Below are 20,606 nucleotides of genomic sequence, written 5' to 3'. Positions count from 1 at the left end.
AACTCTCTATAAGGGGAGGCGATCCGGATGAAGGTAGGGATAATGGGTGGAACCTTTGATCCCATTCATATCGGGCATATGCTGGCAGCCGAAGCTGCACGGGATACTTATGACCTGGATGAGGTATGGTTCATGCCGAGTCATATCCCCCCGCACAAGGAAGATGCCGGCGTAACCGGACTCATGCGGCTGGAAATGACGGCCGAGGCTGTAGCCGACCATCCGTCCTTTCGTACATTGGACTGGGAAGTGCAACGCGGCGGAGTTTCCTACACCGTCGACACCGTCAGAGAGCTGCGGGATACGTATCCCGAGCATGAATTTTCGTTCATTATCGGAGCGGATATGGTGGCATACCTTCCCAAGTGGAACCGCATTGAGGAACTGGCGGAAATGCTCACCTTTATCGGGCTCAACCGTCCCGGGACCAAGCTGTCCGTGGATGAGCTGCCGGAATTTCTGCGTCAGGTGGTGGTCACGGCGGAGATGCCGCTGATCGAAATATCCTCCACCCTGATTCGGGATAGAGCGGCATCGGGCATGTCCATCCGTTATATGGTACCGGACCGTGTTTATGATTATATTGTTAGGAGCGGTATATATGCTGTACAGCCGTGAGAAACTGATTGACGCTGTATCCTCCCAGATGCCGGCCAAACGCTGGGAGCACACGCAGGGCGTAATGGAAACCGCCGTCATCCTGGCCGGCCGGTTTGGAGCCGACCCGGTTAAGGCGGAGCTGGCAGCCATCCTGCATGATGTTGCAAAATATTGGCCTGTGCAGAGGCTTCACCAGATGATGGTGGATCATAAACTCTCCGAAGAGCTGCTCCATTACGACAAGCAGCTCTGGCACGCTGAGGTCGGGGCTTTTGTAGCGCAGCAGGAGTATGGGGTGACGGATGCCCAGGTGCTTGACGCAATTCGTTACCATACGTCAGGACGCATAGGAATGACGCTGCTGGACAAGGTGGTCTGCCTTGCGGATTACATGGAACCGGGACGGGATTTTCCCGGGGTGAATAATATTCGCGAACTGGCCAACCATAGCCTTGAAGAGGCGCTTGCCGCCGGTTTTGATTCCACGATCGGACACCTGCTATCACGCAGACAAATTATTTATCCGTTGACGGTATTAGCCCGCAACGATCTAATTAAGCAATTGGAGGCGAATTCATGACGTTGAAACCGAATGAGTTGTTAAATGTGGCAGTTGCCGCCGCAGAAGATAAAAAGGCAATGGATCTCGTTGTTCTGGATCTCAGAGGGATTTCGCTAATCGCAGACTATTTTGTCATCTGTCATGGTAACTCGGATACCCAGGTGCAAGCGATAGCAACCGAAATCCGCAAACGGGCCCATGGTGAAGGCGTAGCTCTTCGCGGACTGGAAGGAATGGACGCAGCCCGCTGGGTATTGATGGATCTTGGAGATGTTATCGTGCATATTTTCCACCGCGATGAGCGCGAGTATTACAATATCGAGCGTCTGTGGTCGGATGCTAAAGTGGTGGAGAACGTATGAGTTTAATTGCCGGCACATTGACGGAGCTGGTTGTATCCAGAGAAGTTTCTCCTTACGGTTATTTTCTGGATGGCGGCGATCGGGATGTGCTTCTTCACTATTCGGAGCTCACGGGCAAGATTGAACCGGGGGACACGGTAGAGGTATTTATTTTCTTTGATACGGAAGATCGCTTGGCTGCAACGATGAAGAAACCTTATCTGACACTGGGTGAAACCGCGAAGCTGCAGGTGGCGGATGTTCATCCCCGTCTCGGGTGTTTTCTTGAGATGGGGCTTGGCAGACAATTGCTGCTTCCAATCCGGGAGTTGCCTGAGATGCGGGAACTGCATCCGGTCGTGGGAGACTATGTGTTTGTCATTATGGAGCATGACAAGCAAGGGCGTCTTCGGGCGAAGCTTGCCGGCGAGCAGGAGCTGGCTCCGCTTTCGTTCCATGCGCCTGATTCATGGAAGGGCGAATGGTTCACAGCCCTCGTCTATAAACCGCTCCAGATGGGCACATTTGTCATCATTGACGGAGGCGTGGTCGGCTTTGGTGCAATCGGCATGATCCATTCCTCCGAACGGACACGCATGCTGCGCCTTGGCGAAGAGGTCAAAGTCCGGGTAAGTCATATTCGGGAAGATGGAAGGGTCAACCTGTCCATGGTTCCGCAAAAAGAGATCGGCCGGACAGATGATGCCGACCGGCTCCTTGCTTTTCTGAAGGAGCGCCCGGGCCATGCGATGCCGTATTCGGATGATACACCGCCCGATATCATCAAGCAGCGATTTGGCATAAGCAAATCCGCTTTCAAACGTGCGCTTGGCAAACTGATGAAGGACGGGCTCGTTACCCAGAAGGACAGCTGGACGTATATGGTCAATAAAGAAGAGAATACCGATTCTAAGTAACAACCCGGATCATAGGGGAAGCTTCTAGGAAAGTGGTGTCATCATGTTGTCTTACCGCAAGTTTGCTTACGTATATGATCAACTCATGGAAGACATGCCTTATCCGGATTGGATCCGCTTTGCGAGAACAGCCTGGGATAAACACGGAATGCCAAAAAGCGTTGCGGAGCTCGGGTGCGGAACTGGCAGTATCACCATCCCGCTGGTTAACTCCGGATTTGAGGTAACAGGTATTGATCTGTCAGCGGACATGCTGTCCGTTGCCAGACGCAAGCTCGAGGGAACACCGCAGGGGCACCGTTTATTTCGGGAGGGCAGCGTCCGCTGGGTACAGCAGGATATGCGCTCCTGGGAACTGCCAGAGCAGGTGGATTCTGTCATTTCATTTTGTGATTGTGTGAACTACCTGCTGGAGGAGAAGGACATACGCTCCGCTTTTGCACGGACTTACAGCGGTCTTAAGGAAGGCGGCACGTTCCTGTTTGATGTGCATCACCCCAATACGCTGATTCGTTATGACGAAGAGCAGCCATTCGTTCTGGATGAACGGGAAGTGTCCTATATCTGGACATGCGACCTGGATGAACGTCGTTGTGAGATTGAACATCATCTTTCCATTTTTGCCAGGGACGATCAGGATCCTTCGGTTTACCGCCGCTTTGAGGAGACTCATGTCCAGCGCGGATACGACCCGGAATGGATGAGAGTTGAACTGGTGAAGGCCGGATTTCGGGATGTGAAATGTTATGCCGATTTTGAGTGGATTGAAGCAGGGCAGGATGCATCCCGGCTGTTCTACGTTGCCGTAAAATAATGAATACTTATGATAAGGAAGGCACTCTTACCGTCTGTTCCAGGACGGCAGGGGTGCTTTTTTGCGTTAAGGACGGTTGATTGTATTCAAAGACACTTCTTTTCCGCTTTGTTTGACTGTGGTTAAGGTTCGGATACAGGGATATGGGTTTGCCTCCTGGACTGTGCTACGATGTTGGAGAGAGAGAAAAGACAGAAATGAGAGCGCTATCTGCAAGGTTGGTTCTATGAATCTATGACGCTCTGTATGATAAGAAATGAGTCCAACGATGATCAAATGTTGCTCATGCAAATTCACAGGTCTGAAGAGAGGATGACGGAATAATGAAACTGTCTGTTTTTACAGTCGCAACACCTGATTTGCAGCCTGAGGCGCTGGCTAAAGCAGCGGCTGATGCCGGTATTGAGGGCATTGAATGGCGCTTCAAGGAAGTTCCAGCCGATGCCGCAGAGGAGAAGCCTTCCTTCTGGCGTCATAATCGATGCTCAATAGATCCGGGAGGCACGGAGGAGGATTGGCTTAGATTCCGCCAAGCTGCCGACAAGTTTGGACGGCGCAGTCTTGCGGTGGTCCCCTATCTGACCTGTGGTGATGTGGAGGCAACGGAAAAGGTCATGCAGGCAGCCAAGCTGATCGGAGCTTCATTTATTCGCGTGGGTATTCCGGGATATGACCGAAAGCACAACTACAATGAACTGTACGATCAAGCGGTACGGTATTTACACGAGGTTCAGGACTTGGCAGCGGCTTATCAAGTCAAGGCATTGGTGGAGACGCATCATCTGACGATTGCGCCGAGTGCGGGACTAACGCACCGTCTTGTATCCCACTTCAATCCACAGCATATTGGGGTGCTGTATGATCCGGGCAATATGGTCCATGAAGGGTATGAGAATTACCGAATGGGCCTGGAACTGCTGGGTCCCTATCTGGCTCATGTCCATGTTAAGAATGCAGGATACCGCAAGACTCCATCAGAGGATGGAAGCACGGCAGTCTGGTCTGGAGAATGGGTTTCTCTTGCCCAGGGAGCCGTTCCGTGGGTGCAAGTGATACAGGATTTGCATTCGGTGGGCTACGATGGTTATTTCGGGATTGAAGACTTTAGCGGTACGTATGAGTCCACGGAGATGCTGCTCCGTTTTGCCGAGCAGATGAAGGTGTGGGCAGATCATAAACAGCGCGTGTAGACATACATTCACAAGGGAGGTAAGAAATATGAATCAAGTAAGAGTAGCCGTCATTGGACTCGGCATGGGATTCTCGCATGCCAGAACGCTTGCAGCAGGCCGGATTGCCGGAGGGAAGCTCAGCGCTATATGTGACCTCAACCCGGCTAAGCAGGAAGAGGCGAAGGCAACACTGCCCTCGGATGTGAAAATCTGGAATGATGCAGATGCTTTAATAGCTTCGGGAGAGATCGATGCGGTGATCATTGCCACGCCGCATTATGCACATCCACAAGTGGCGATAAAATGCCTCAGTCATGGACTCCACGTCCTGATCGAGAAGCCGGCGGGCGTCTATACCAAGCAGGTTCGGGAAATGAACCTTGCCGCTGCGAGCAGTGGCAAAGTCTTCTCGATTATGTATAACCAGCGCTGTAATCCGCTGTATAAGAAGCTTCGGGAGCTGATTGCAGACGGCGAGCTTGGTGAGATCCGGCGGATGAACTGGATCGTAACCAATTGGTACCGATCTCAAAGCTATTATGATTCCGGCGGTTGGCGTGCAACCTGGGGCGGTGAAGGTGGAGGCGTGCTGATCAACCAGTCTCCGCATCAGCTGGATTTGTGGCAGTGGACGACCGGAATGATGCCGAAGAGGATTCGTGCCTTTTGTTCGTTTGGCAAATACCGCAATATTGAAGTGGAAGACGATGTGACGGCTTATGCTGAATATGAGAATGGTGCAACGGCAGTTTTTATCACCACAACGGGCGAAGCGCCTGGAACGAACCGGTACGAAGTGACGGGGGACCGTGGAAAAATCGTCATTGAGGACGGAAAGCTTACCTTCTGGCGCCTTCGCGTTCCGGAACCCGAATTCAATCAGCAGTATACCGGAGGTTTTGGAGAACCGGAATGCTGGAAATGCGATGTGCCGATCTCGGGTGATAATCCTCAGCACAGCGGCATTATTCAAAATTTTGTGGATGCCATTCGTCAAGGCACGCCGCTGATTGCGCCGGGCGAAGAGGGGATTCACGGATTGACGCTGTCAAACGCGATGCATCTGTCCACCTGGACCGATCATTGGGTCGATCTGCCCTTGGACGAAGATTTGTATTATGAGCTGCTGCAGGAACGCATTGCCCAATCTTCCAGCCAGAAGACCGTCAGAGAGGTTGGGCCGGTTGATATGAGCAAAACGTTCGGAACCTATTAATGAACCGTCAGGAGGCAATCGGTATGGATCGCAGTAATGGAATGCACTATGCGCCGGTTGGCAAAGCCCAGCCGGTGTGCAAGCCCGGGGAGTTTGTCTTTGCCGCCATGTCGCTGGAGCACGGACATATATACGGCATGTGTAACGGATTAATTGAAGCAGGGGCAACTTTAAAATGGGTGTATGATTCAGACCCCGCCAAGGTAGCGGCTTTTCTCGAGACCTATCCCGGGGTAACCGCCGCTTCCTCCGAGGCACAGGTGCTCGAGGACGCGGAAGTTCATCTTGTAGCGGCTGCCGCCATTCCATCGGAGAGATGTGAGCTTGGTTTGAAGGTTATGTCACACGGCAAGGATTATTTTACCGATAAGACACCGTTCACCACCCTGGAGCAGGTAAGCGCGGCACGTGCTAAGGCGGCAGAGACAGGCCAGAAGTATATGGTGTATTACAGTGAACGGCTGCATGTGGAGAGTGCCGTCCACGCGGGTCGGCTGATTAAGGACGGGGTGATCGGCCGCGTGGTGCAGGTGATGGGAACAGGACCGCACCGCTTAAATGCTCTATCCCGTCCGGACTGGTTTTTCCGCCATCAGCAGTATGGCGGCATATTGTGCGATATCGGGTCCCACCAGATTGAGCAGTTTTTGTTTTTTGCAGGCTGCCGCGATGCCAAGGTGCTCAGCAGCAAGGTGGGCAATTATGCGAATCCGGCCTACCCGGAGCTGGAGGATTTCGGAGATGCAACACTTCTCGGAGACAACGGGGCCACGAATTATTTCCGTGTCGATTGGCTGACGCCTGGGGGCCTTGGTACCTGGGGCGACGGAAGAACCGTTATTTTGGGAACGGACGGATATATCGAACTTCGTAAATACATTGATATTGCCAGACATCCACAAGGCGATCATCTGTATTTGGTTAACGGCGAAGGGGAGTTTCATATGGAGCTGCAGGGCAAGGTAGGCTATCCGTTTTTCGGCGAGCTGATCTTGGATTGTCTGGAACGGACGGAGTTTGCCATGTCCCAGGAGCACGCCTTCAAGGCTGGCGAATTATGCGTGATTGCTCAGAATGAGGCCGTGCGCATTCAAGAAAATCATATATAATAGAGAAAAACTCCGCGATGTTCAGGGGTTCTACAACCCCAGGCCGCTAAAGGGGCGATTCTCTTATGTCCTCGTCATCATCCAAAGGGCTGCCAAGTTTCGAGTGGATGCAGCTGAAAGAGCCGATTGACCTGAGCTATTATAATGAACAGCCCCTTACCAGCGGGCAATTCCATTCCCACGCCTTTTATGAAATCTATTATTTTCACGAGGGATGCTGCACCTATCTAATCGGTGACTCTGTCTTTACGCTGAAGCCGGGGGATCTGCTGCTAATGAATGGTTTGACGCTTCATTGTCCGAGTGTGGAACCCGATTCCAGATACGTAAGAAGCATTCTGCATTTTGACCCGGCCTGGGTGTGCAAGGGGCTGTCGGAATCGGCCAAGACGATCCTGCTGGACCCCTTCGATACGCTCCGGAATCATCGTATGACCCTAACCGGGACCAATCGGGAAGAGTTCGAGGCCCTGCTGGCCGATATTCATCGCCTGTCAGCGTCCACGACCCACTACCGCCAGGAACGCATGACCTTGCGCATCCAGGAGCTGATGTACGTCATTGCAGGCTGGTGTCAGGCCGCTGTACAGGGTCAAGACTCGATCTCAGAGAAGGAGCGGCATGTCCAGCATGTGGTATCGTTTGTCGAGGAAAATTATATGCACGATCTGACGCTGGAGAGAATTGCCCGCGATATGCATATTACCAAGCATTATCTATCCTCCTTATTCAAGGAGGTGACGGGAACAACGGTGTTTAAATATTTGTATCACCGGCGGATCAACCAGGCTAAAATTTTACTGCGGCTTCACCCTTATCTGAGCATAACGGAGGTCAGCCAGGCATCCGGGTTTAAGCATCTGGCTCATTTCAGCCGGATGTTCAAATCAATGGTCGGAACGACACCGGAGCATTACCGCAGGAGCGGAGATGAACTTTCGTTGACTTGATCGTACATTTTGGGTATAATAGCCACATTAAAATGGTAATATGAAAGCGATGATGAGGATCAGTACTTCCGCATTCGATCATGCAGAGAGCCGGTGTTTGGTGAAAACCGGTTGACGATAGGAATGAACTCGCCTCGGAGCAATGATGTTAACCCGGCAGCTGAATGGCTATTTCAGCAACTGGCCGATGAAGCATCGTCGTCTCATCCGCGATAAGGATGCAAAGGGAGTGAAAGGCAAAGTATGCCTTTGGCTAACTAGGGTGGTACCACGGGAATCAAACCTCTCGTCCCTAGCGATCAACGCTATGGATGATGAGGTTTTTTTGTTTTTGGACAATGGCATCAGGCCTTGTCTCTCGAATGTGAAGGAGGAGCATTGAAGTATGACGGACAATCAGACAACCGGCCACGGCTATATCCCGCAGGCCATCGAACCGAAGTGGCAGCAGTACTGGGACGAGAAAAAAACGTTTAAAACCGAAGAGGCATCATCCAAACCGAAGTTTTACGCATTGGATATGTTCCCATATCCATCCGGCGTAGGCCTGCATGTAGGGCATCCGGAAGGATACACGGCAACAGATATCGTGTCCCGTTACAAACGGATGCGCGGTTACAATGTGCTGCATCCCATGGGATGGGATGCTTTCGGCCTCCCTGCAGAACAGTATGCGATGGACACAGGCAAGCATCCCCGCGAGTTCACCGTGCAAAATATCGATACGTTCCGGCGCCAGATCAAATCCCTCGGATTCTCGTATGACTGGGACCGGGAGATCAGTACCACCGATCCGGAATATTTCAAATGGACCCAGTGGATCTTTATCCAGCTATATAACCGCGGCTTGGCTTATGTGGCTGAAGTTCCGGTTAACTGGTGCGAAGCACTCGGTACCGTGCTGGCGAACGAAGAGGTCATCGATGGCAAGAGTGAACGCGGAGGACATCCGGTCGTTCGCAAGCCGATGCGTCAATGGATTCTGCGTATTACCGAATATGCAGAGCGCTTGCTTGAGGATCTGGATGAGCTGGACTGGAGCGAAAGCCTGAAGGATATGCAGCGCAATTGGATTGGCAAATCCACGGGTGCCGAGGTTCGTTTTGACATCGAAGGTTACGATGGCCATCTGGAGGTATTTACAACCCGCCCGGATACACTGTTCGGCGCTACCTACTGTGTGCTGGCACCGGAGCATGACCTCGTGGACAAAATTACGTCAGCGGATCAGCGCGAAGCGGTCAAGGCTTATCAAGTTCAGGCTTCCCGTAAAAGTGATCTGGAGCGGACGGATTTGGCAAAAGACAAAACCGGTGTCTTTACCGGAGCATACGCCATTAATCCGGTGAGCGGCGCTAAAGTGCCGATCTGGATTGCGGACTATGTGCTGGCAGGTTACGGAACAGGAGCCATTATGGCGGTTCCGGGTCACGACAGCCGTGACTGGGAATTTGCCAAACAGTTTGGTCTTCCGATTATTGAAGTCGTTCAGGGTGGAAATGTCGAGGAGGAAGCCTACACCGGCAGTGGCGAGCATGTGAATTCCGGTTTCCTGAACGGGCTGGATAATGAAGCGGCTATTCAAGCGATGAATGAATGGCTGGAAAAAGAGGGCAAGGGTCAGAAGAAGGTAACTTACCGTCTGCGTGACTGGCTGTTCAGCCGTCAGCGCTATTGGGGCGAGCCGATTCCGATCCTGCATCTGGAAGACGGAACGATGAAGACCGTGCCGGAGGATCAGCTTCCGCTGCTTCTCCCGGATGTTGATCAGATCAAGCCGTCCGGTACCGGTGAATCACCGCTGGCTAACGTTACGGAGTGGGTGGAAACGGTAGATCCTGAAACCGGCATGAAAGCCCGCCGCGAGACCAATACGATGCCGCAATGGGCAGGCAGCTGCTGGTATTATCTGCGTTACATCGATCCTGACAACCATGATGAATTGTGCTCCAAGGAGAAGCAGAAGGAGTGGCTTCCGGTTGACTTGTACATCGGTGGCGTGGAGCATGCCGTGCTTCACTTGCTGTATGCGCGCTTCTGGCACAAAGTATTGTATGACCTGGGTGTTGTTGATACGAAAGAGCCATTCCAGAAGCTTGTCAATCAGGGCATGATTCTTGGCAACAATAATGAAAAAATGAGTAAATCCCGTGGCAATGTCATCAATCCGGATGACATCGTTAACGAGTATGGAGCCGATACGCTGCGCGTATACGAGATGTTCATGGGGCCGCTGGAAGCGACCAAACCATGGAACACCAACGGCGTTGAGGGAACGCATCGCTTCCTCTCCCGTGTATGGCGCCTGTTCATCGGTGACGATGGTCAATTGAATCCTAGAATCGTTGAGGGCGAGGGTACGGACGAATTCAAACGTACGCTGCACAAAACGATCAAGAAAGTGACCGATGATTTCGAGCATCTGCGCTTTAACACAGCAATCAGCCAGCTGATGATATTCATCAACGAGGGATACAAGACGGATGAGCTTCCACGGAAGGCCATGAAGAGCTTCGTTCAACTGCTTTCCCCGCTTGCGCCTCACCTGGCTGAAGAGCTGTGGAGCCGTTTAGGCTACAGCGAGAGTGTAACCTATGAGCCATGGCCTGATTTTGACGAGGCTTGGACCGTAGAGGCAGAAGTTGAGATTGTTGTTCAAGTCAACGGCAAAATCATAGAACGTGCCAAAATCGCGAAAGACATGGATCAAGAAGCCATGCAACAACATAGCCTCTCCCTTCCGAATGTCAAGCAGGCGCTGGAAGGAAAGAGTGTACGCAAAATCATTGCCGTACCGGGTAAACTGGTCAATATCGTGGCCGGTTAATCGTAAAACCGAAGGCAGCATCCAGTTTTGCCAGATCCTCCTCATACTTGTCGTGTGTGGTCTGGATCAATTGGTAGAACAGTCCGTTCAGGTTTGACTCAAGCAGTGTCAAAGCCTGGGCGGTGATGCCTCCGGGAACCGCCACCCGCTCTTGCAGCTGCTCGGGGGAGAAGCCCTCCTCCGTTAGCAGCTTGCCGGTGCCAAGCAGCATTTCACCGGCTAATGCATTGAGGGTCTTACGGTCGATACCGGTCATTTCAACGGCAGCGTCGATCCATTTTTCCATGAATAAACTTAAAAAAGCAGGCCCGCAGCTGGAGAAATCGGAAGTGATTCGCGTGTGCGATTCCAGTATCTCGAGCGGCCTGCTGATATAAGACAGGAGGCTTTCTATAAGCTGCCTGTCTTCTTCTTTTATTCGGGAACCATACATACATAACGATGCTCCGCCTCCGGTAATGTTGGTGATGCTCGGTATGATTTTCGCCACCTTGCATGGCAGCGTTGATTCCAAATGGATCAGTTGCACCGGACTCGTGATGGATATCGCGATTTGCCGGGCTTCCAGCTGATCTTTGATCTCGCTGATGACCGTTTTAAACTCCAGCGGCTTGACACATAAGAAGAACAGGTCGCTCTGTGAAGCCGTCTCTGTGTTAGAGCTGCATACAGTCAAACCGGGATGTCGCTTTGCCAGCTTCTGCGCCTTTTCAGGACTTCGGTTGCTGACTCGAATCTGCTCAGGCAGGAGTGCGCCCGATTGAATGAAGGCTTCGATCAACAGACTTCCCATGCTGCCCGTACCGATAAAACCGACCTTCATGTGTACGTTCCCTCCTTTCGCGCTTTACGGCAGAAATGTACCGTCCTTAAGTTAATGTATGCGGGGAAGATGCCGATTCATGACGGTTTTTCATGTGATTTCGGTCAGAGAATGCAAGTATTCTGTTTTTGAACGCAATGGATATGAATTTTTATGATAAGGAGAGGTCATGAATGAAACGGATATCATTAGGTTGGAGTCTTGCGGCAACCATCGCAGGCTGCGGATTCATTTTGTTTGCAGGCGGCACCGACAAGGGGATCGAGGGCTGGCAGCCGTTAAACGACCAACTGGAGCAAGTGGTGGGGGTTGAAGGAGAAAAGGGAATGAAGACGTCCTCCGCGAACTCCAGGAACGGGGCCGTGGAAGATGCTGCTCCAGCAGAGGCTGGTGACGTTCCTGATGCTGCGAAGAAGGCGGACCCTGATACAGGAAGCGAGCCTGCGGGCAACACGAAGGATCTCTCACAAAGCAGCAGCCAAGGTGTTACCGTAAGCGGTTCCGCAGGCGAAACGTCGCCTCCGGCTTCTGTCCAGCCCGAATCCTCTTCGGGTTCCTCCCAGACCGATGGTGGCGCTCTGCAGACGCAGCAACGAGCTTCTGCTAGTGAGTCTGCCGTGGATTCGCCGTCGTCTTCGGCACAGTCCGGATTGATTAATGTGAACACGGCGGATGCAGCGACTCTGATGGAACTCCCCGGCATCGGGGAAGCCAAGGCCCAGGCCATCATCGATTACCGGAAGCAGTTTGGGCCTTTTCGGAGTATAGCGGATTTAATGAATGTCAAAGGCATTGGACCCAAAATGATGGAGAAGATGAAGCCTTACGTTGGACTTTAGCTATGTGCTACAATAAAGGAGATATCGATAAGAAACAGGTGACAGATGATGAGTGCAGATCAACGTAAAGATTGGGATACGTATTTCATGGATATTGCCTTTATGGTTTCTACCCGCTCCCAATGCCCGCGGCGTCATGTTGGGGCGGTGCTGGTGCAGGGGAAAAAGCTGCTCGGTACAGCATACAACGGCGCGCCGATGGGGGTTCCTGACTGCTCGGAAGCAGGCTGTATGATAGCGGAGGATTACGAGTTGGTTGTGCAGGATGGCCAGGAGCGCATGGTGAAAAAACAGCGCTGTATCCGCACCATTCATGCCGAACAAAACCTGCTGCTGTTCACAGACCGGATCGACAGGGAAGGCAGCACGGTCTATGTGACCGATGAGCCTTGCTGGACCTGTGCGAATATGCTGGCTAACAGCGGCATTGTCGAAGTGGTATTCCACCGCTCGTATCCGAAGGATTCGGGCAAGGTGTCTCGCATGATGGAACAGAAGGGGATTTTGTTCCGGCAGCTTGAGTCGTACGAGCCCCCACGAGAGACATTAATGACTGTAGCGGAATGATGCGTGAAGGATGTCTACGTAATAGTTCTATGAAATAGGATGCGAAATAGGAAGTCACAAAGGAAGAACCTTTGGCTGCGATATGCAGGCACAGGTTCTTTTTTTGTTATGACAACGAAAGGATATACCAATTATGAGGCGAAGGCCGTTACTTGTGTTTACTGTTATATGGGTTATGGGCAGCGGGGCTGCATGTATGTACGATGGATGGAGACTGGCCCTGATTGCTGCCGGGCTGATGCTCCTGCTGCTGGCTGTATGTCATTGGGGACGCACGGGACCTTTGTTTGTGTTCTGCATGCTGTGCTCGTTGTGTTGTTCTACCATCTACTGGGAATGGCACGACGCGTTAAATGTAAGTGATTTGGAATTGCGACTTCCCGCAGCAGAGACAGTGGATACTTATCCTGTGACCGCACAGGGCGTGATTTCTTCGCCTGTGGAGGTGGATGGAGACAGGGCCGATTTCAAAGTTTCGCTGCAGAAGGCTGATCTTGGTTTCAGGCAGTCTACATCAACCCACATGAAAACTCATGCTCACCAGGACAATGACCAGGATCTAAAGACGCATGATGTCGTTATGGTTCAAGTCAGATTATTGGACAAGTCCGAGCTGGATATAGTAGGCCAGTGGCAGCGCGGAGATCATATACAGTTAACCGGAGAACTGCAAAAACCGGGTGAAGCGCGAAATTTTGACGGTTTTGATTATCTTCAATATTTGCGCACTCAGAATATGCATTGGATCATCAAGGTCAAGGGCGCCGACCAAGCGCAGATCACACCACCTGACGGCTGGAGCTTAAGCCATATTCTCAGGTGGAATGATTCTGCCCGAGATACACTCGGCGGCAAGCTGGAGCAATTATACACCGGAGTTCATGCAGGATATATGAAGGGACTTGTTATTGGCAATCAGGATGATCTGGATCCCGATACATTTATGGAGTTCTCCCGCTTGGGTTTAACACATATTCTTGCGATATCAGGCATGCATGTTGCCGTGGTTGTAGGCTGTCTCTTATTCTTGTGCACGACCCTTCGAATGACGCGAGAGACTTCGCTCACCGTGGTCATGTGGCTGATACCGGTCTATGTTTTGCTTACCGGGGCGAGTCCCTCCATCGTCCGTGCGGGAATCATGGGCATGATCGGCTTGTATGCTGCGAGGCGAAGGCTGTTGAAGGACGGATTGCATATTCTTAGTGCTGCGGCACTTGCCATGCTGCTGTGGAACCCGTATTTTCTTGTCAACGTCAGCTTCCAGCTCTCGTTCATCGTGACTGCAGGCTTGATGATTTTCGTGCCGAAGCTGATGCCGCTGCTGAGATTTATGCCCCGCTGGCTTGCGGGCACTGTAGGCATTACGGTGGTGGCTCAGCTTATTTCTTTTCCGCTCACGATTTATTATTTCAATCAGGTATCGCTCCTGTCTGTCATCGCAAATTTGATTCTCGTTCCCGTCATAAGTCTGATCGTTCTCCCGTTAGGGATGGTGTCCCTGCTGCTCAGCTGGGTATGGATGCGGGGAGCAGGCTGGCTGGCGAATATAACCGAATGGCTGAATCAGCTGACATTTCGTATCGTTGAATGGATGAATGTCTCCTCTGCTTTTATGACGTTGTGGCCATCTCCTTCGCTGGCCTGGATATTGGCGTACTATGTTGCCCTGTATGTACTGCTCTCGATTGTGAAGAAGAAGTCAGAGCATCAAGGAGCAGCGATGAATAACTCCGATGACACGGTTCCGTTGGAAGGTCGTGATTCCTTGAACAGCAGAGCAGACTTATCTGAACCGACTGCCGTGTTTCCGCTTGTGGATCAATGGGCTGGCTCGTTGCGATGGAGGGGGTTCATTACAACAAGTCATTATGTCGAGCGCTATGCGGTAAGATCCGTGATCATGCTGCTGTCCGTGGTTTTGGGTGCACTGCTGTATACCGGATATCAATCCCCTTCCATGGGTGGGGCAGGTCTGGTGCAATTTTTGGACGTTGGACAAGGGGATTCGATTCTGGTAACAACTCCGGAAGGCAAGCATATTCTTATTGACGGCGGCGGAACGGTGAATTTTCGCAAGGAAAAGGATGCCTGGAAGGAAAGAAAAGCGCCGTTCGAAGTGGGAGAGAAAGTGGTGGTGCCTTTGTTAAAAAAAAGGGGGGTTCACCAGCTTGAGGCCGTCATTATGACGCATGGTGATCAGGATCATATTGGTGGTCTCTTGGCCGTACTGAAGGAAATTCCCGTGAAATCGGTTGTTTTTAACGGGACCTTGGCTGACTCCGACTCCTTCCGGGAGCTGATGTCAACTGCCGTACAACGGAATGTTCCGATATATCAGGCTGGCGCCGAGCGGGGACCGTGGAAGGTTGACAAGTACACGGACATACAATTTTTGTTCCCTATTTTCCCAGAAAGTGGAGAAACCATAAATTCATTACCGTTGATTAAGGAACAGAATCATGCTTCACTAGTATTTGTCCTTCAGATGAATGGAAGCCGAGTGTTATTTACCGGAGATACGGATCAGGCTGCCGAACAGAAAATATTGCTGCATCTGGAGGAACTGCTGCACGAAGGATCGGGACTCCAAGCCGATAACCCGGTTGATGTCATGAAGGTTGCCCATCATGGAAGCAAAACCTCGACATCGGCGGCATGGCTGAATGCTTGGAAGCCGAGGACGGCGGTAATTTCTGCTGGTGTTAACAATATGTACGGGCATCCGCATCCGGATGTGGTAGGACGGCTGGAACGGTCCGGGTCGATCATCTATCAGACCAATCTTCATGGTGAAGTCCAGATGAGGATGAAGGAGAACCATATTGAGATCCGCACGAAGCTTCCATAATGCGCACGGCTGTCCTTGAGACCCGGAATCGTAGTATGATCTATATAGGAAATTGCAGCAGATGACTATAAACTTTATATTTGGTATAGTTAGATGAAGTTTCCTGAAAAAATAATAGGTTACATACTGCAACATTTTTTTATTCTATCCGTCTGTATGTATGCAGGGAGAGGGGGATCCACTGTGGTGGAGCAGGGACTCATAAGAGCCGCTCAATCGGGCGATCGCGACGCTCTAATCACCCTATTGCGAGAAATTGAGCAACATGTTTACCGAACTGCTTATTATATTTTAAACAATGAACAGGATGCCATGGATGCAGCCCAGGAAGCACTAATACGCGTATATACGAAGATTAACTCCTACGAGGAGAAGGCCCAGTTCAAGACATGGGTCCAGCGAATTGTAACCAACATATGCATTGATAAATTCCGCAGAACGAAGCCGACGGTTTCCATCGATGAACATGATCTGGTGTTTCGGGATAATCTCGATGTAGAACGGGAAGTGATGTCGGGTTATCTCGCTCAGGATATCCAGGAGGCCATTAATCAACTCCCGGATCATCATCGCACCGTCATTGTCTTAAGATATTTGCAGGATCTATCCTACAACGAAATCGCTGATTGTCTGAACCTCCCGCTCAATACGGTGAAATCCTATTTGTTCAGGGCCAGGCAGCAGCTGCAGAATATGCTCCAAGAGCATCAGAAAGGTGGTGTATCAGGATGAATTGCCAAGAGGTGGTGGAACGTATGCACCGGTATTTGGACCGGGACCTTACTTCCGATGAGACGGCCGAAATGTATCAGCATATTGCTCTGTGTCCCATGTGTGCGGAGACCTTTAATATATTGAAATCATTGAATAGAGAGCTTGAGGATCTTCCGGCCGTAACCCCGCCTGTCAGTCTGGTAGATGCTATCATGCCGAGACTTGATGCTATTGACCGTGATCGCCATAACCTTGTCATACCCCCAGCCGTAAAAAACCAGGAGCCTGCAGAGATGATGCCGGAAATTCGGCGTCCACGACGTGCAGGCAGCTGGTGGAGTACGGTTGGCGGGAGAACGGCCATCGGAGCTGCTGCCGCAGTGCTTATACTTGGCGTTGCCATATTCAATAATGAGCCGAAGATGTTATCCGATGCGGAAATTCCATATGAAGAGGCAAGTACGACAAGCGCTGGATCGACAGAGGAATCGACCGAGATCCAGGATCAAGGTACGCCGCAGCTGTTTACCGATGGCGGTGCAGCGGCCAATAGCACGGAGAAGGAGGGGAGCGATCCTTCCGACAGTACTCAAAGCTCGGCGTTGGAATCGTCAACCGAATCCGATCCGGATCCGAATGAAACCAAGGGAGCAGCTGAGCCGTCGGATGCCCCTAAGGATACTGGGGAAGAAACGCCGGCACCGGATGCTTCCGTGAAAAATAACGATGAAGGGGTACCTCAAGCGCCAGAACAACCTGCAACGAGCAACAAGGAGGTACCGAAAAGCAATGCTACAAGTCCGTCTGCCCCTCCAGCCAGTGACCCTCAACAGAACAATGAGGGAGCGAATGGGCAGACCCCGCCTTCCGAGTCGGTGGATACGAAGCCAGAGACGCTGTCTCCAAGCAATGATCCTTCAGCAGATGCAGGAGCCGGAAGTGCTGAATCTTCCGAACGGTCAATGGGAATTGCGATGATGCCGGAGCAATGGTCATCTCCGGACGGTCTGTACAGGGCTTCGCTGGAGCTGGATCAGCTGGTCATTTATCGGCTGCCTTCGGGAAGTAATACGTCGCCAGAAGCGATGGAAACACTCGAGAAGATTCCACTCAGCGGCAAATGGGTATCCGGTCAATGGTCCGAGGATGGCTTGACGTTTAAGTACAAAGTGCAGATGAACAGCGAATTGGTTGAATCCGTTTATTCCGTAGAGAAGACCGAGCCGCCTGCTGCCACACAACAGAAGAAGCCGAAGCAATAGAAATATATATAGATAATGAAATCGGCGCACCAATGCCGGGAGATATGAATACACTATATATTAGAGAGAGCATTATACCAACTACAGTCGTATGACCGGCGGCGGGGTGTTTCTAGAGCATTCTTGCCGGCGTTTATATAGATGTGTTGGGACGAAGGGACCTTGCCGCTGCTAAAGCCGAGGTCTCTTTGTTTTTTGAAGACTCCGGATTGATTAGACATCCAATTGCCGCAAGGTTTGATATCGCAAGCGAGTTCATGATGATATGCGAAATCCTTCTAGTTTTGTTGCCGTTTGTTCAAACTGCGGTCTTATAATTATGCCGGTCATCTATCGCTTTTGGGCCCTCTTTTTTGGTATAGTGTACAGAGTAGAAAGGGGGGACGCCGATGGATGCCAAAGCGGCGGCCAAGGCGGTCAAGCAGGGAGATGTGTCTTCCGTCTATTTGCTGTACGGCAGCGAGAAATTTCAAATGAAGGAATTCGCCGAATTTCTGGAAGCCCAGCTGATCCCGAAAGAAGACCGTGATTTTGCCCTGATTCATATGGATTTAGGGGAAGCTCCGATTCAAGCCGTTGTGGAAGAGGCGGAGACGGTTCCTTTTATGGTTCAGAAAAAATTGATATTTGTCCGGGATACATCTTTTTTTACCGCTGCAAAAGATAACGGGAAAGTGGATCATCGTCCAGAGGCACTGCTGGATTATTTGACCAATCCTGCTGATTATAGTGTGATTGTCTTTATGGTGGGCCAAGAGAAGCTGGATGAGCGCAAAAAGGTAGTTAAAGCCGTGAAGAAGACAGGCGTAGCGCTGTCCTTCATGCCTTTAGGCGGGGAAGAGCTGCTCCGCTGGGTGGACAAGCAGGTGAAGCAAAGCGGCTGCACACTGCGTGAGGGTGCGGCTGAAGCGATTGTTCGTAATGCCGGAACCAGCCTGCAGTCCTTGTCGGGCGAGATCGAGAAGCTGTGTTTATACGCGGGTTCAGGCGGAAGCATTGATATCGCAACCGTGGATATGCTGGTGGCTCGAAGCACGGAACAGAATGTGTTTGCGTTGGTCGAGGATATCGCAAATCTCCGGATGGACAAGGCACTCGGTATTTATTACGAGCTGTTGAAACAACGCGAGGAGCCGATCAAGATTGCTGCATTGATCACAAGGCAATTCCGAATCATTCTGCAAGTGAAGACCTTATCCACCCAAAGCTACTCGCAGCAGCAGATTGCATCCACGATCGGACTGCATCCCTATGCGGTGAAGATTGCCGGAGAACAGGCCCGTAAGTTTGAGACGGCTCGTCTGGAAGGCATACTGAACCATCTGGCTAATCTGGATTATCAGATGAAGACCGGGGCTGTGGATAAGGTGCTGGGGATTGAACTGTTTCTATTAAGGCTTGGAGCATAGTCATTTGTTCAACGACACACCTGAATGTTAATGCGAGATCGGAGCGTGCGGCTATCACTAGCGTATGCTCCTTTTATCTCCACAAAAAGCCCTGAGCAGCGTGAACTGTTCAGGGCTTTTTCAATGTCGTATTCAACAAACGTTACTTACGCTTGAGCCGTAAGAGCGTTCAGTCTTTTCGCCAGACGGGATTTCTTGCGGGCAGCTGCGTTTTTATGGATCAGGCCCTTCGTAACGGCTTTATCAAGCTTTTTGGAAGCAGCTTGGAAAGCAGCTTTAGCAGCTTCGATTTCTGTACCATTCAACGCTACGTCAGCAGTTTTAACAGCTGTGCGAAGCGCGGATTTCTGAGAAATGTTAAGCGCGTGGCGTTTGTCACTTGTCTTTACACGTTTAATCGCGGATTTGATGTTTGGCATTACATTCACCTCCTGTAAGGCATTTCAATAGAGCGAAATGATTCACAACTTAAAATATTTTAGCATGGGGGTGGACAAAAAGCAATACTCATTCGGACTTCTGCATAAACTCCCCCCTACTCTCGCACACTATTAGCAATATGAGGAGGAGTGTGAATTTAGATGGATCTGGATCTTCAAAAATATTCGGTCCGAACGGACCTCGCGGTGGAATCTAGAGAACTGGCCGGTGGCGCAGGCAGTCCAGCCATTCCGGGTTTGCTGGAAGATGTGGTTCAGGAGGACGGAATCAAGATTACGAGGCTTGACGTAGAGAACGAAGCTGCCTCCCAAAAGATCGGAAGAGTGAAGGGTCACTACGTCACATTGGAAGTTCCCGATCTCCGCAAGGGAGACACAGAGCTGCAGGATCAGGTATCGGTTGTGTTCGCACGCGAGTTTGAGGCGTTTATGTCTCGAATCGGAATCGGACCTAAGGCGAGTGTGTTGATTGTGGGGCTTGGCAACTGGAATGTAACCCCGGATTCGCTGGGACCACTCGTTGTCGAGAATGTGATGGTGACCCGTCAGTTTTTTGAGCTCATGCCTGATCGTGTAGCGCCAGGCTATCGCCAGGTCAGTGCGGTTGCACCCGGCGTCCTCGGTCTGACGGGGATTGAATCAAGCGAAACGGTGCAAGGCATTGTGGAGCAGACCCGTCCCGACCTGATCATTGCTATTGATGCACTGGCTTCGCGTTCACTGGAGCGGGTTAACACGACCATTCAGATTGCGGATATCGGAATCCATCCCGGCTCGGGCGTTGGCAACAAGCGCAAGGGTCTGACGCAGGACATACTCGGCGTCCCCTGCATTGCGATTGGAGTGCCAACTGTCTGTTATGCCTCCACTATCGTAAATAATGCGATTGAAATGATGAAGTCACATTTCGGCGAGGGAGCACCGGAGACCGGGAAGATCATGGGCATGCTCCATGATATATCGGAGGCGGAGCGGCTTGCGCTCGTGAAGGAAGTACTGGAGCCTCTGGGCCACGACCTTATCGTTACGCCGAAGGAAATTGACGAGTTTATCGAGGATATTGCCAATATCGTGGCATCGGGGTTAAACGCGGCGCTCCATGAGGCCGTGGATCCCGGTAATGTGGGGGCGTACACCCACTAGCTCCAATCTATAAAAGCTCCGAATCTATCGGAGCTTTTATATTTTTCCAT

19 protein-coding genes and 1 other annotated feature are annotated in these 20,606 nt (G+C 51.3%); of the genes, 17 read left to right on the top strand and 2 right to left on the bottom strand.

The annotated features are described in order from the left end of the window. The first annotated feature begins 27 nt into the window (after positions 1-27). From nadD to leuS, 10 genes are all read left to right on the top strand, one after another. Complete coding sequence (gene nadD / locus PGL02S_RS19410) at positions 28-618, top strand: nicotinate-nucleotide adenylyltransferase (RefSeq protein WP_036644516.1); 591 nt, start codon at positions 28-30, stop codon at positions 616-618. After that, positions 602-1,180, top strand: coding sequence for a bis(5'-nucleosyl)-tetraphosphatase (symmetrical) YqeK (gene yqeK / locus PGL02S_RS19405; protein ID WP_006208980.1), 579 nt, complete (start codon positions 602-604; stop codon positions 1,178-1,180). The genes nadD and yqeK overlap by 17 nt, the downstream gene beginning before the upstream one ends. Next, on the top strand, positions 1,177-1,524 hold the full coding sequence (rsfS, locus tag PGL02S_RS19400; protein WP_036644514.1) for a ribosome silencing factor: 348 nt from the start codon (positions 1,177-1,179) through the stop codon (positions 1,522-1,524). The genes yqeK and rsfS overlap by 4 nt, the downstream gene beginning before the upstream one ends. Continuing rightward, entirely contained in the window at positions 1,521-2,420 is a 900-nt protein-coding gene (locus tag PGL02S_RS19395) for a CvfB family protein (protein WP_036644512.1), read from the top strand. The genes rsfS and PGL02S_RS19395 overlap by 4 nt, the downstream gene beginning before the upstream one ends. Positions 2,421-2,463: 43 nt before the next feature. Further along, positions 2,464-3,234, top strand: a complete 771-nt coding sequence (locus PGL02S_RS19390; RefSeq protein ID WP_006208983.1) for a class I SAM-dependent DNA methyltransferase — start codon at positions 2,464-2,466, stop codon at positions 3,232-3,234. Positions 3,235-3,557: 323 nt separating this feature from the next. Next, positions 3,558-4,424: a sugar phosphate isomerase/epimerase family protein gene (locus tag PGL02S_RS19385; RefSeq protein ID WP_036644511.1), complete on the top strand. Its 867-nt coding sequence runs from the start codon at positions 3,558-3,560 to the stop codon at positions 4,422-4,424. Positions 4,425-4,452: 28 nt separating this feature from the next. Continuing rightward, positions 4,453-5,622 carry a Gfo/Idh/MocA family protein gene (locus PGL02S_RS19380; RefSeq protein WP_036644508.1) on the top strand — a complete coding sequence of 390 codons (1,170 nt, stop codon included), beginning with the start codon at positions 4,453-4,455 and terminating at the stop codon, positions 5,620-5,622. 23 nt (positions 5,623-5,645) lie between these two features. Continuing rightward, positions 5,646-6,731: a Gfo/Idh/MocA family protein gene (locus tag PGL02S_RS19375; protein ID WP_036644505.1), complete on the top strand. Its 1,086-nt coding sequence runs from the start codon at positions 5,646-5,648 to the stop codon at positions 6,729-6,731. 65 nt (positions 6,732-6,796) lie between these two features. Continuing rightward, positions 6,797-7,681: an AraC family transcriptional regulator gene (locus PGL02S_RS19370; protein ID WP_051449363.1), complete on the top strand. Its 885-nt coding sequence runs from the start codon at positions 6,797-6,799 to the stop codon at positions 7,679-7,681. 40 nt (positions 7,682-7,721) lie between these two features. After that, positions 7,722-7,978: a binding site (T-box leader), on the top strand. A gap of 88 nt (positions 7,979-8,066) precedes the next feature. Continuing rightward, the gene (gene leuS, locus PGL02S_RS19365; protein WP_036644499.1) at positions 8,067-10,508 is read left to right on the top strand and encodes a leucine--tRNA ligase; all 2,442 of its coding nucleotides are present in this window, start codon (positions 8,067-8,069) and stop codon (positions 10,506-10,508) included. On the opposite strand, the gene comER is transcribed toward leuS, so the two are convergent. Next, positions 10,489-11,331: a late competence protein ComER gene (gene comER, locus PGL02S_RS19360; protein ID WP_036644497.1), complete on the bottom strand. Its 843-nt coding sequence runs from the start codon at positions 11,329-11,331 to the stop codon at positions 10,489-10,491. The genes leuS and comER overlap by 20 nt on opposite strands. Positions 11,332-11,504: 173 nt before the next feature. Here comER and PGL02S_RS19355 point away from each other — a divergent pair, with 173 nt between their 5' ends. The 6 genes from PGL02S_RS19355 (at position 11,505) to holA (ending at position 18,973) form a co-directional block, all read left to right on the top strand. Further along, a complete protein-coding gene (locus PGL02S_RS19355) occupies positions 11,505-12,170 on the top strand; it encodes a helix-hairpin-helix domain-containing protein (RefSeq protein ID WP_036644494.1) in 666 nt (221 codons plus the stop codon). A 48-nt stretch (positions 12,171-12,218) separates the two neighbouring features. Then, complete coding sequence (locus tag PGL02S_RS19350) at positions 12,219-12,737, top strand: deoxycytidylate deaminase (protein WP_006208991.1); 519 nt, start codon at positions 12,219-12,221, stop codon at positions 12,735-12,737. A gap of 196 nt (positions 12,738-12,933) precedes the next feature. Continuing rightward, the gene (locus tag PGL02S_RS19345) at positions 12,934-15,588 is read left to right on the top strand and encodes a ComEC/Rec2 family competence protein (RefSeq protein WP_036644492.1); all 2,655 of its coding nucleotides are present in this window, start codon (positions 12,934-12,936) and stop codon (positions 15,586-15,588) included. 183 nt (positions 15,589-15,771) lie between these two features. Next, positions 15,772-16,320: an RNA polymerase sigma factor gene (locus PGL02S_RS19340; protein ID WP_036644490.1), complete on the top strand. Its 549-nt coding sequence runs from the start codon at positions 15,772-15,774 to the stop codon at positions 16,318-16,320. After that, entirely contained in the window at positions 16,317-17,564 is a 1,248-nt protein-coding gene (locus tag PGL02S_RS19335) for a zf-HC2 domain-containing protein (RefSeq protein WP_036644489.1), read from the top strand. The genes PGL02S_RS19340 and PGL02S_RS19335 overlap by 4 nt, the downstream gene beginning before the upstream one ends. A gap of 389 nt (positions 17,565-17,953) precedes the next feature. Further along, the gene (gene holA / locus PGL02S_RS19330; protein ID WP_036644487.1) at positions 17,954-18,973 is read left to right on the top strand and encodes a DNA polymerase III subunit delta; all 1,020 of its coding nucleotides are present in this window, start codon (positions 17,954-17,956) and stop codon (positions 18,971-18,973) included. Between the two features lie 146 nt (positions 18,974-19,119). Here the strand turns inward: holA and rpsT are convergent, their stop codons facing one another. Next, entirely contained in the window at positions 19,120-19,392 is a 273-nt protein-coding gene (gene rpsT / locus PGL02S_RS19325) for a 30S ribosomal protein S20 (RefSeq protein ID WP_006208995.1), read from the bottom strand. Positions 19,393-19,554: 162 nt separating this feature from the next. Between rpsT and gpr the strand changes: the two genes are divergently transcribed. Then, on the top strand, positions 19,555-20,556 hold the full coding sequence (gpr, locus tag PGL02S_RS19320) for a GPR endopeptidase (protein ID WP_036644484.1): 1,002 nt from the start codon (positions 19,555-19,557) through the stop codon (positions 20,554-20,556). Positions 20,557-20,606 lie beyond the last annotated feature (50 nt).

It is taken from the genome of Paenibacillus glucanolyticus NBRC 15330 (genome assembly GCF_004000885.1).
Lineage (GTDB): Bacteria > Bacillota > Bacilli > Paenibacillales > Paenibacillaceae > Paenibacillus_AQ > Paenibacillus_AQ glucanolyticus.
The sequence above is the reverse complement of the archived record's forward strand: the minus strand, read 5'-3'. Positions and strand labels throughout refer to the sequence as shown.

Excerpts from the sequence above, each read along its gene's own strand:
- nadD (WP_036644516.1), top strand. The coding sequence starts at position 28 with ATGAAGGTAGGGATAATGGGTGGAACCTTTGATCCCATTCATATCGGG.
- yqeK (WP_006208980.1), top strand. The coding sequence starts at position 602 with ATGCTGTACAGCCGTGAGAAACTGATTGACGCTGTATCCTCCCAGATG.
- rsfS (WP_036644514.1), top strand. The coding sequence starts at position 1,177 with ATGACGTTGAAACCGAATGAGTTGTTAAATGTGGCAGTTGCCGCCGCA.
- PGL02S_RS19395 (WP_036644512.1), top strand. The coding sequence starts at position 1,521 with ATGAGTTTAATTGCCGGCACATTGACGGAGCTGGTTGTATCCAGAGAA.
- PGL02S_RS19390 (WP_006208983.1), top strand. The coding sequence starts at position 2,464 with ATGTTGTCTTACCGCAAGTTTGCTTACGTATATGATCAACTCATGGAA.
- PGL02S_RS19385 (WP_036644511.1), top strand. The coding sequence starts at position 3,558 with ATGAAACTGTCTGTTTTTACAGTCGCAACACCTGATTTGCAGCCTGAG.
- PGL02S_RS19380 (WP_036644508.1), top strand. The coding sequence starts at position 4,453 with ATGAATCAAGTAAGAGTAGCCGTCATTGGACTCGGCATGGGATTCTCG.
- PGL02S_RS19375 (WP_036644505.1), top strand. The coding sequence starts at position 5,646 with ATGGATCGCAGTAATGGAATGCACTATGCGCCGGTTGGCAAAGCCCAG.
- PGL02S_RS19370 (WP_051449363.1), top strand. The coding sequence starts at position 6,797 with ATGTCCTCGTCATCATCCAAAGGGCTGCCAAGTTTCGAGTGGATGCAG.
- leuS (WP_036644499.1), top strand. The coding sequence starts at position 8,067 with ATGACGGACAATCAGACAACCGGCCACGGCTATATCCCGCAGGCCATC.
- comER (WP_036644497.1), bottom strand. The coding sequence starts at position 11,331 with ATGAAGGTCGGTTTTATCGGTACGGGCAGCATGGGAAGTCTGTTGATC.
- PGL02S_RS19355 (WP_036644494.1), top strand. The coding sequence starts at position 11,505 with ATGAAACGGATATCATTAGGTTGGAGTCTTGCGGCAACCATCGCAGGC.
- PGL02S_RS19350 (WP_006208991.1), top strand. The coding sequence starts at position 12,219 with ATGAGTGCAGATCAACGTAAAGATTGGGATACGTATTTCATGGATATT.
- PGL02S_RS19345 (WP_036644492.1), top strand. The coding sequence starts at position 12,934 with ATGTACGATGGATGGAGACTGGCCCTGATTGCTGCCGGGCTGATGCTC.
- PGL02S_RS19335 (WP_036644489.1), top strand. The coding sequence starts at position 16,317 with ATGAATTGCCAAGAGGTGGTGGAACGTATGCACCGGTATTTGGACCGG.
- holA (WP_036644487.1), top strand. The coding sequence starts at position 17,954 with ATGGATGCCAAAGCGGCGGCCAAGGCGGTCAAGCAGGGAGATGTGTCT.
- rpsT (WP_006208995.1), bottom strand. The coding sequence starts at position 19,392 with ATGCCAAACATCAAATCCGCGATTAAACGTGTAAAGACAAGTGACAAA.
- gpr (WP_036644484.1), top strand. The coding sequence starts at position 19,555 with ATGGATCTGGATCTTCAAAAATATTCGGTCCGAACGGACCTCGCGGTG.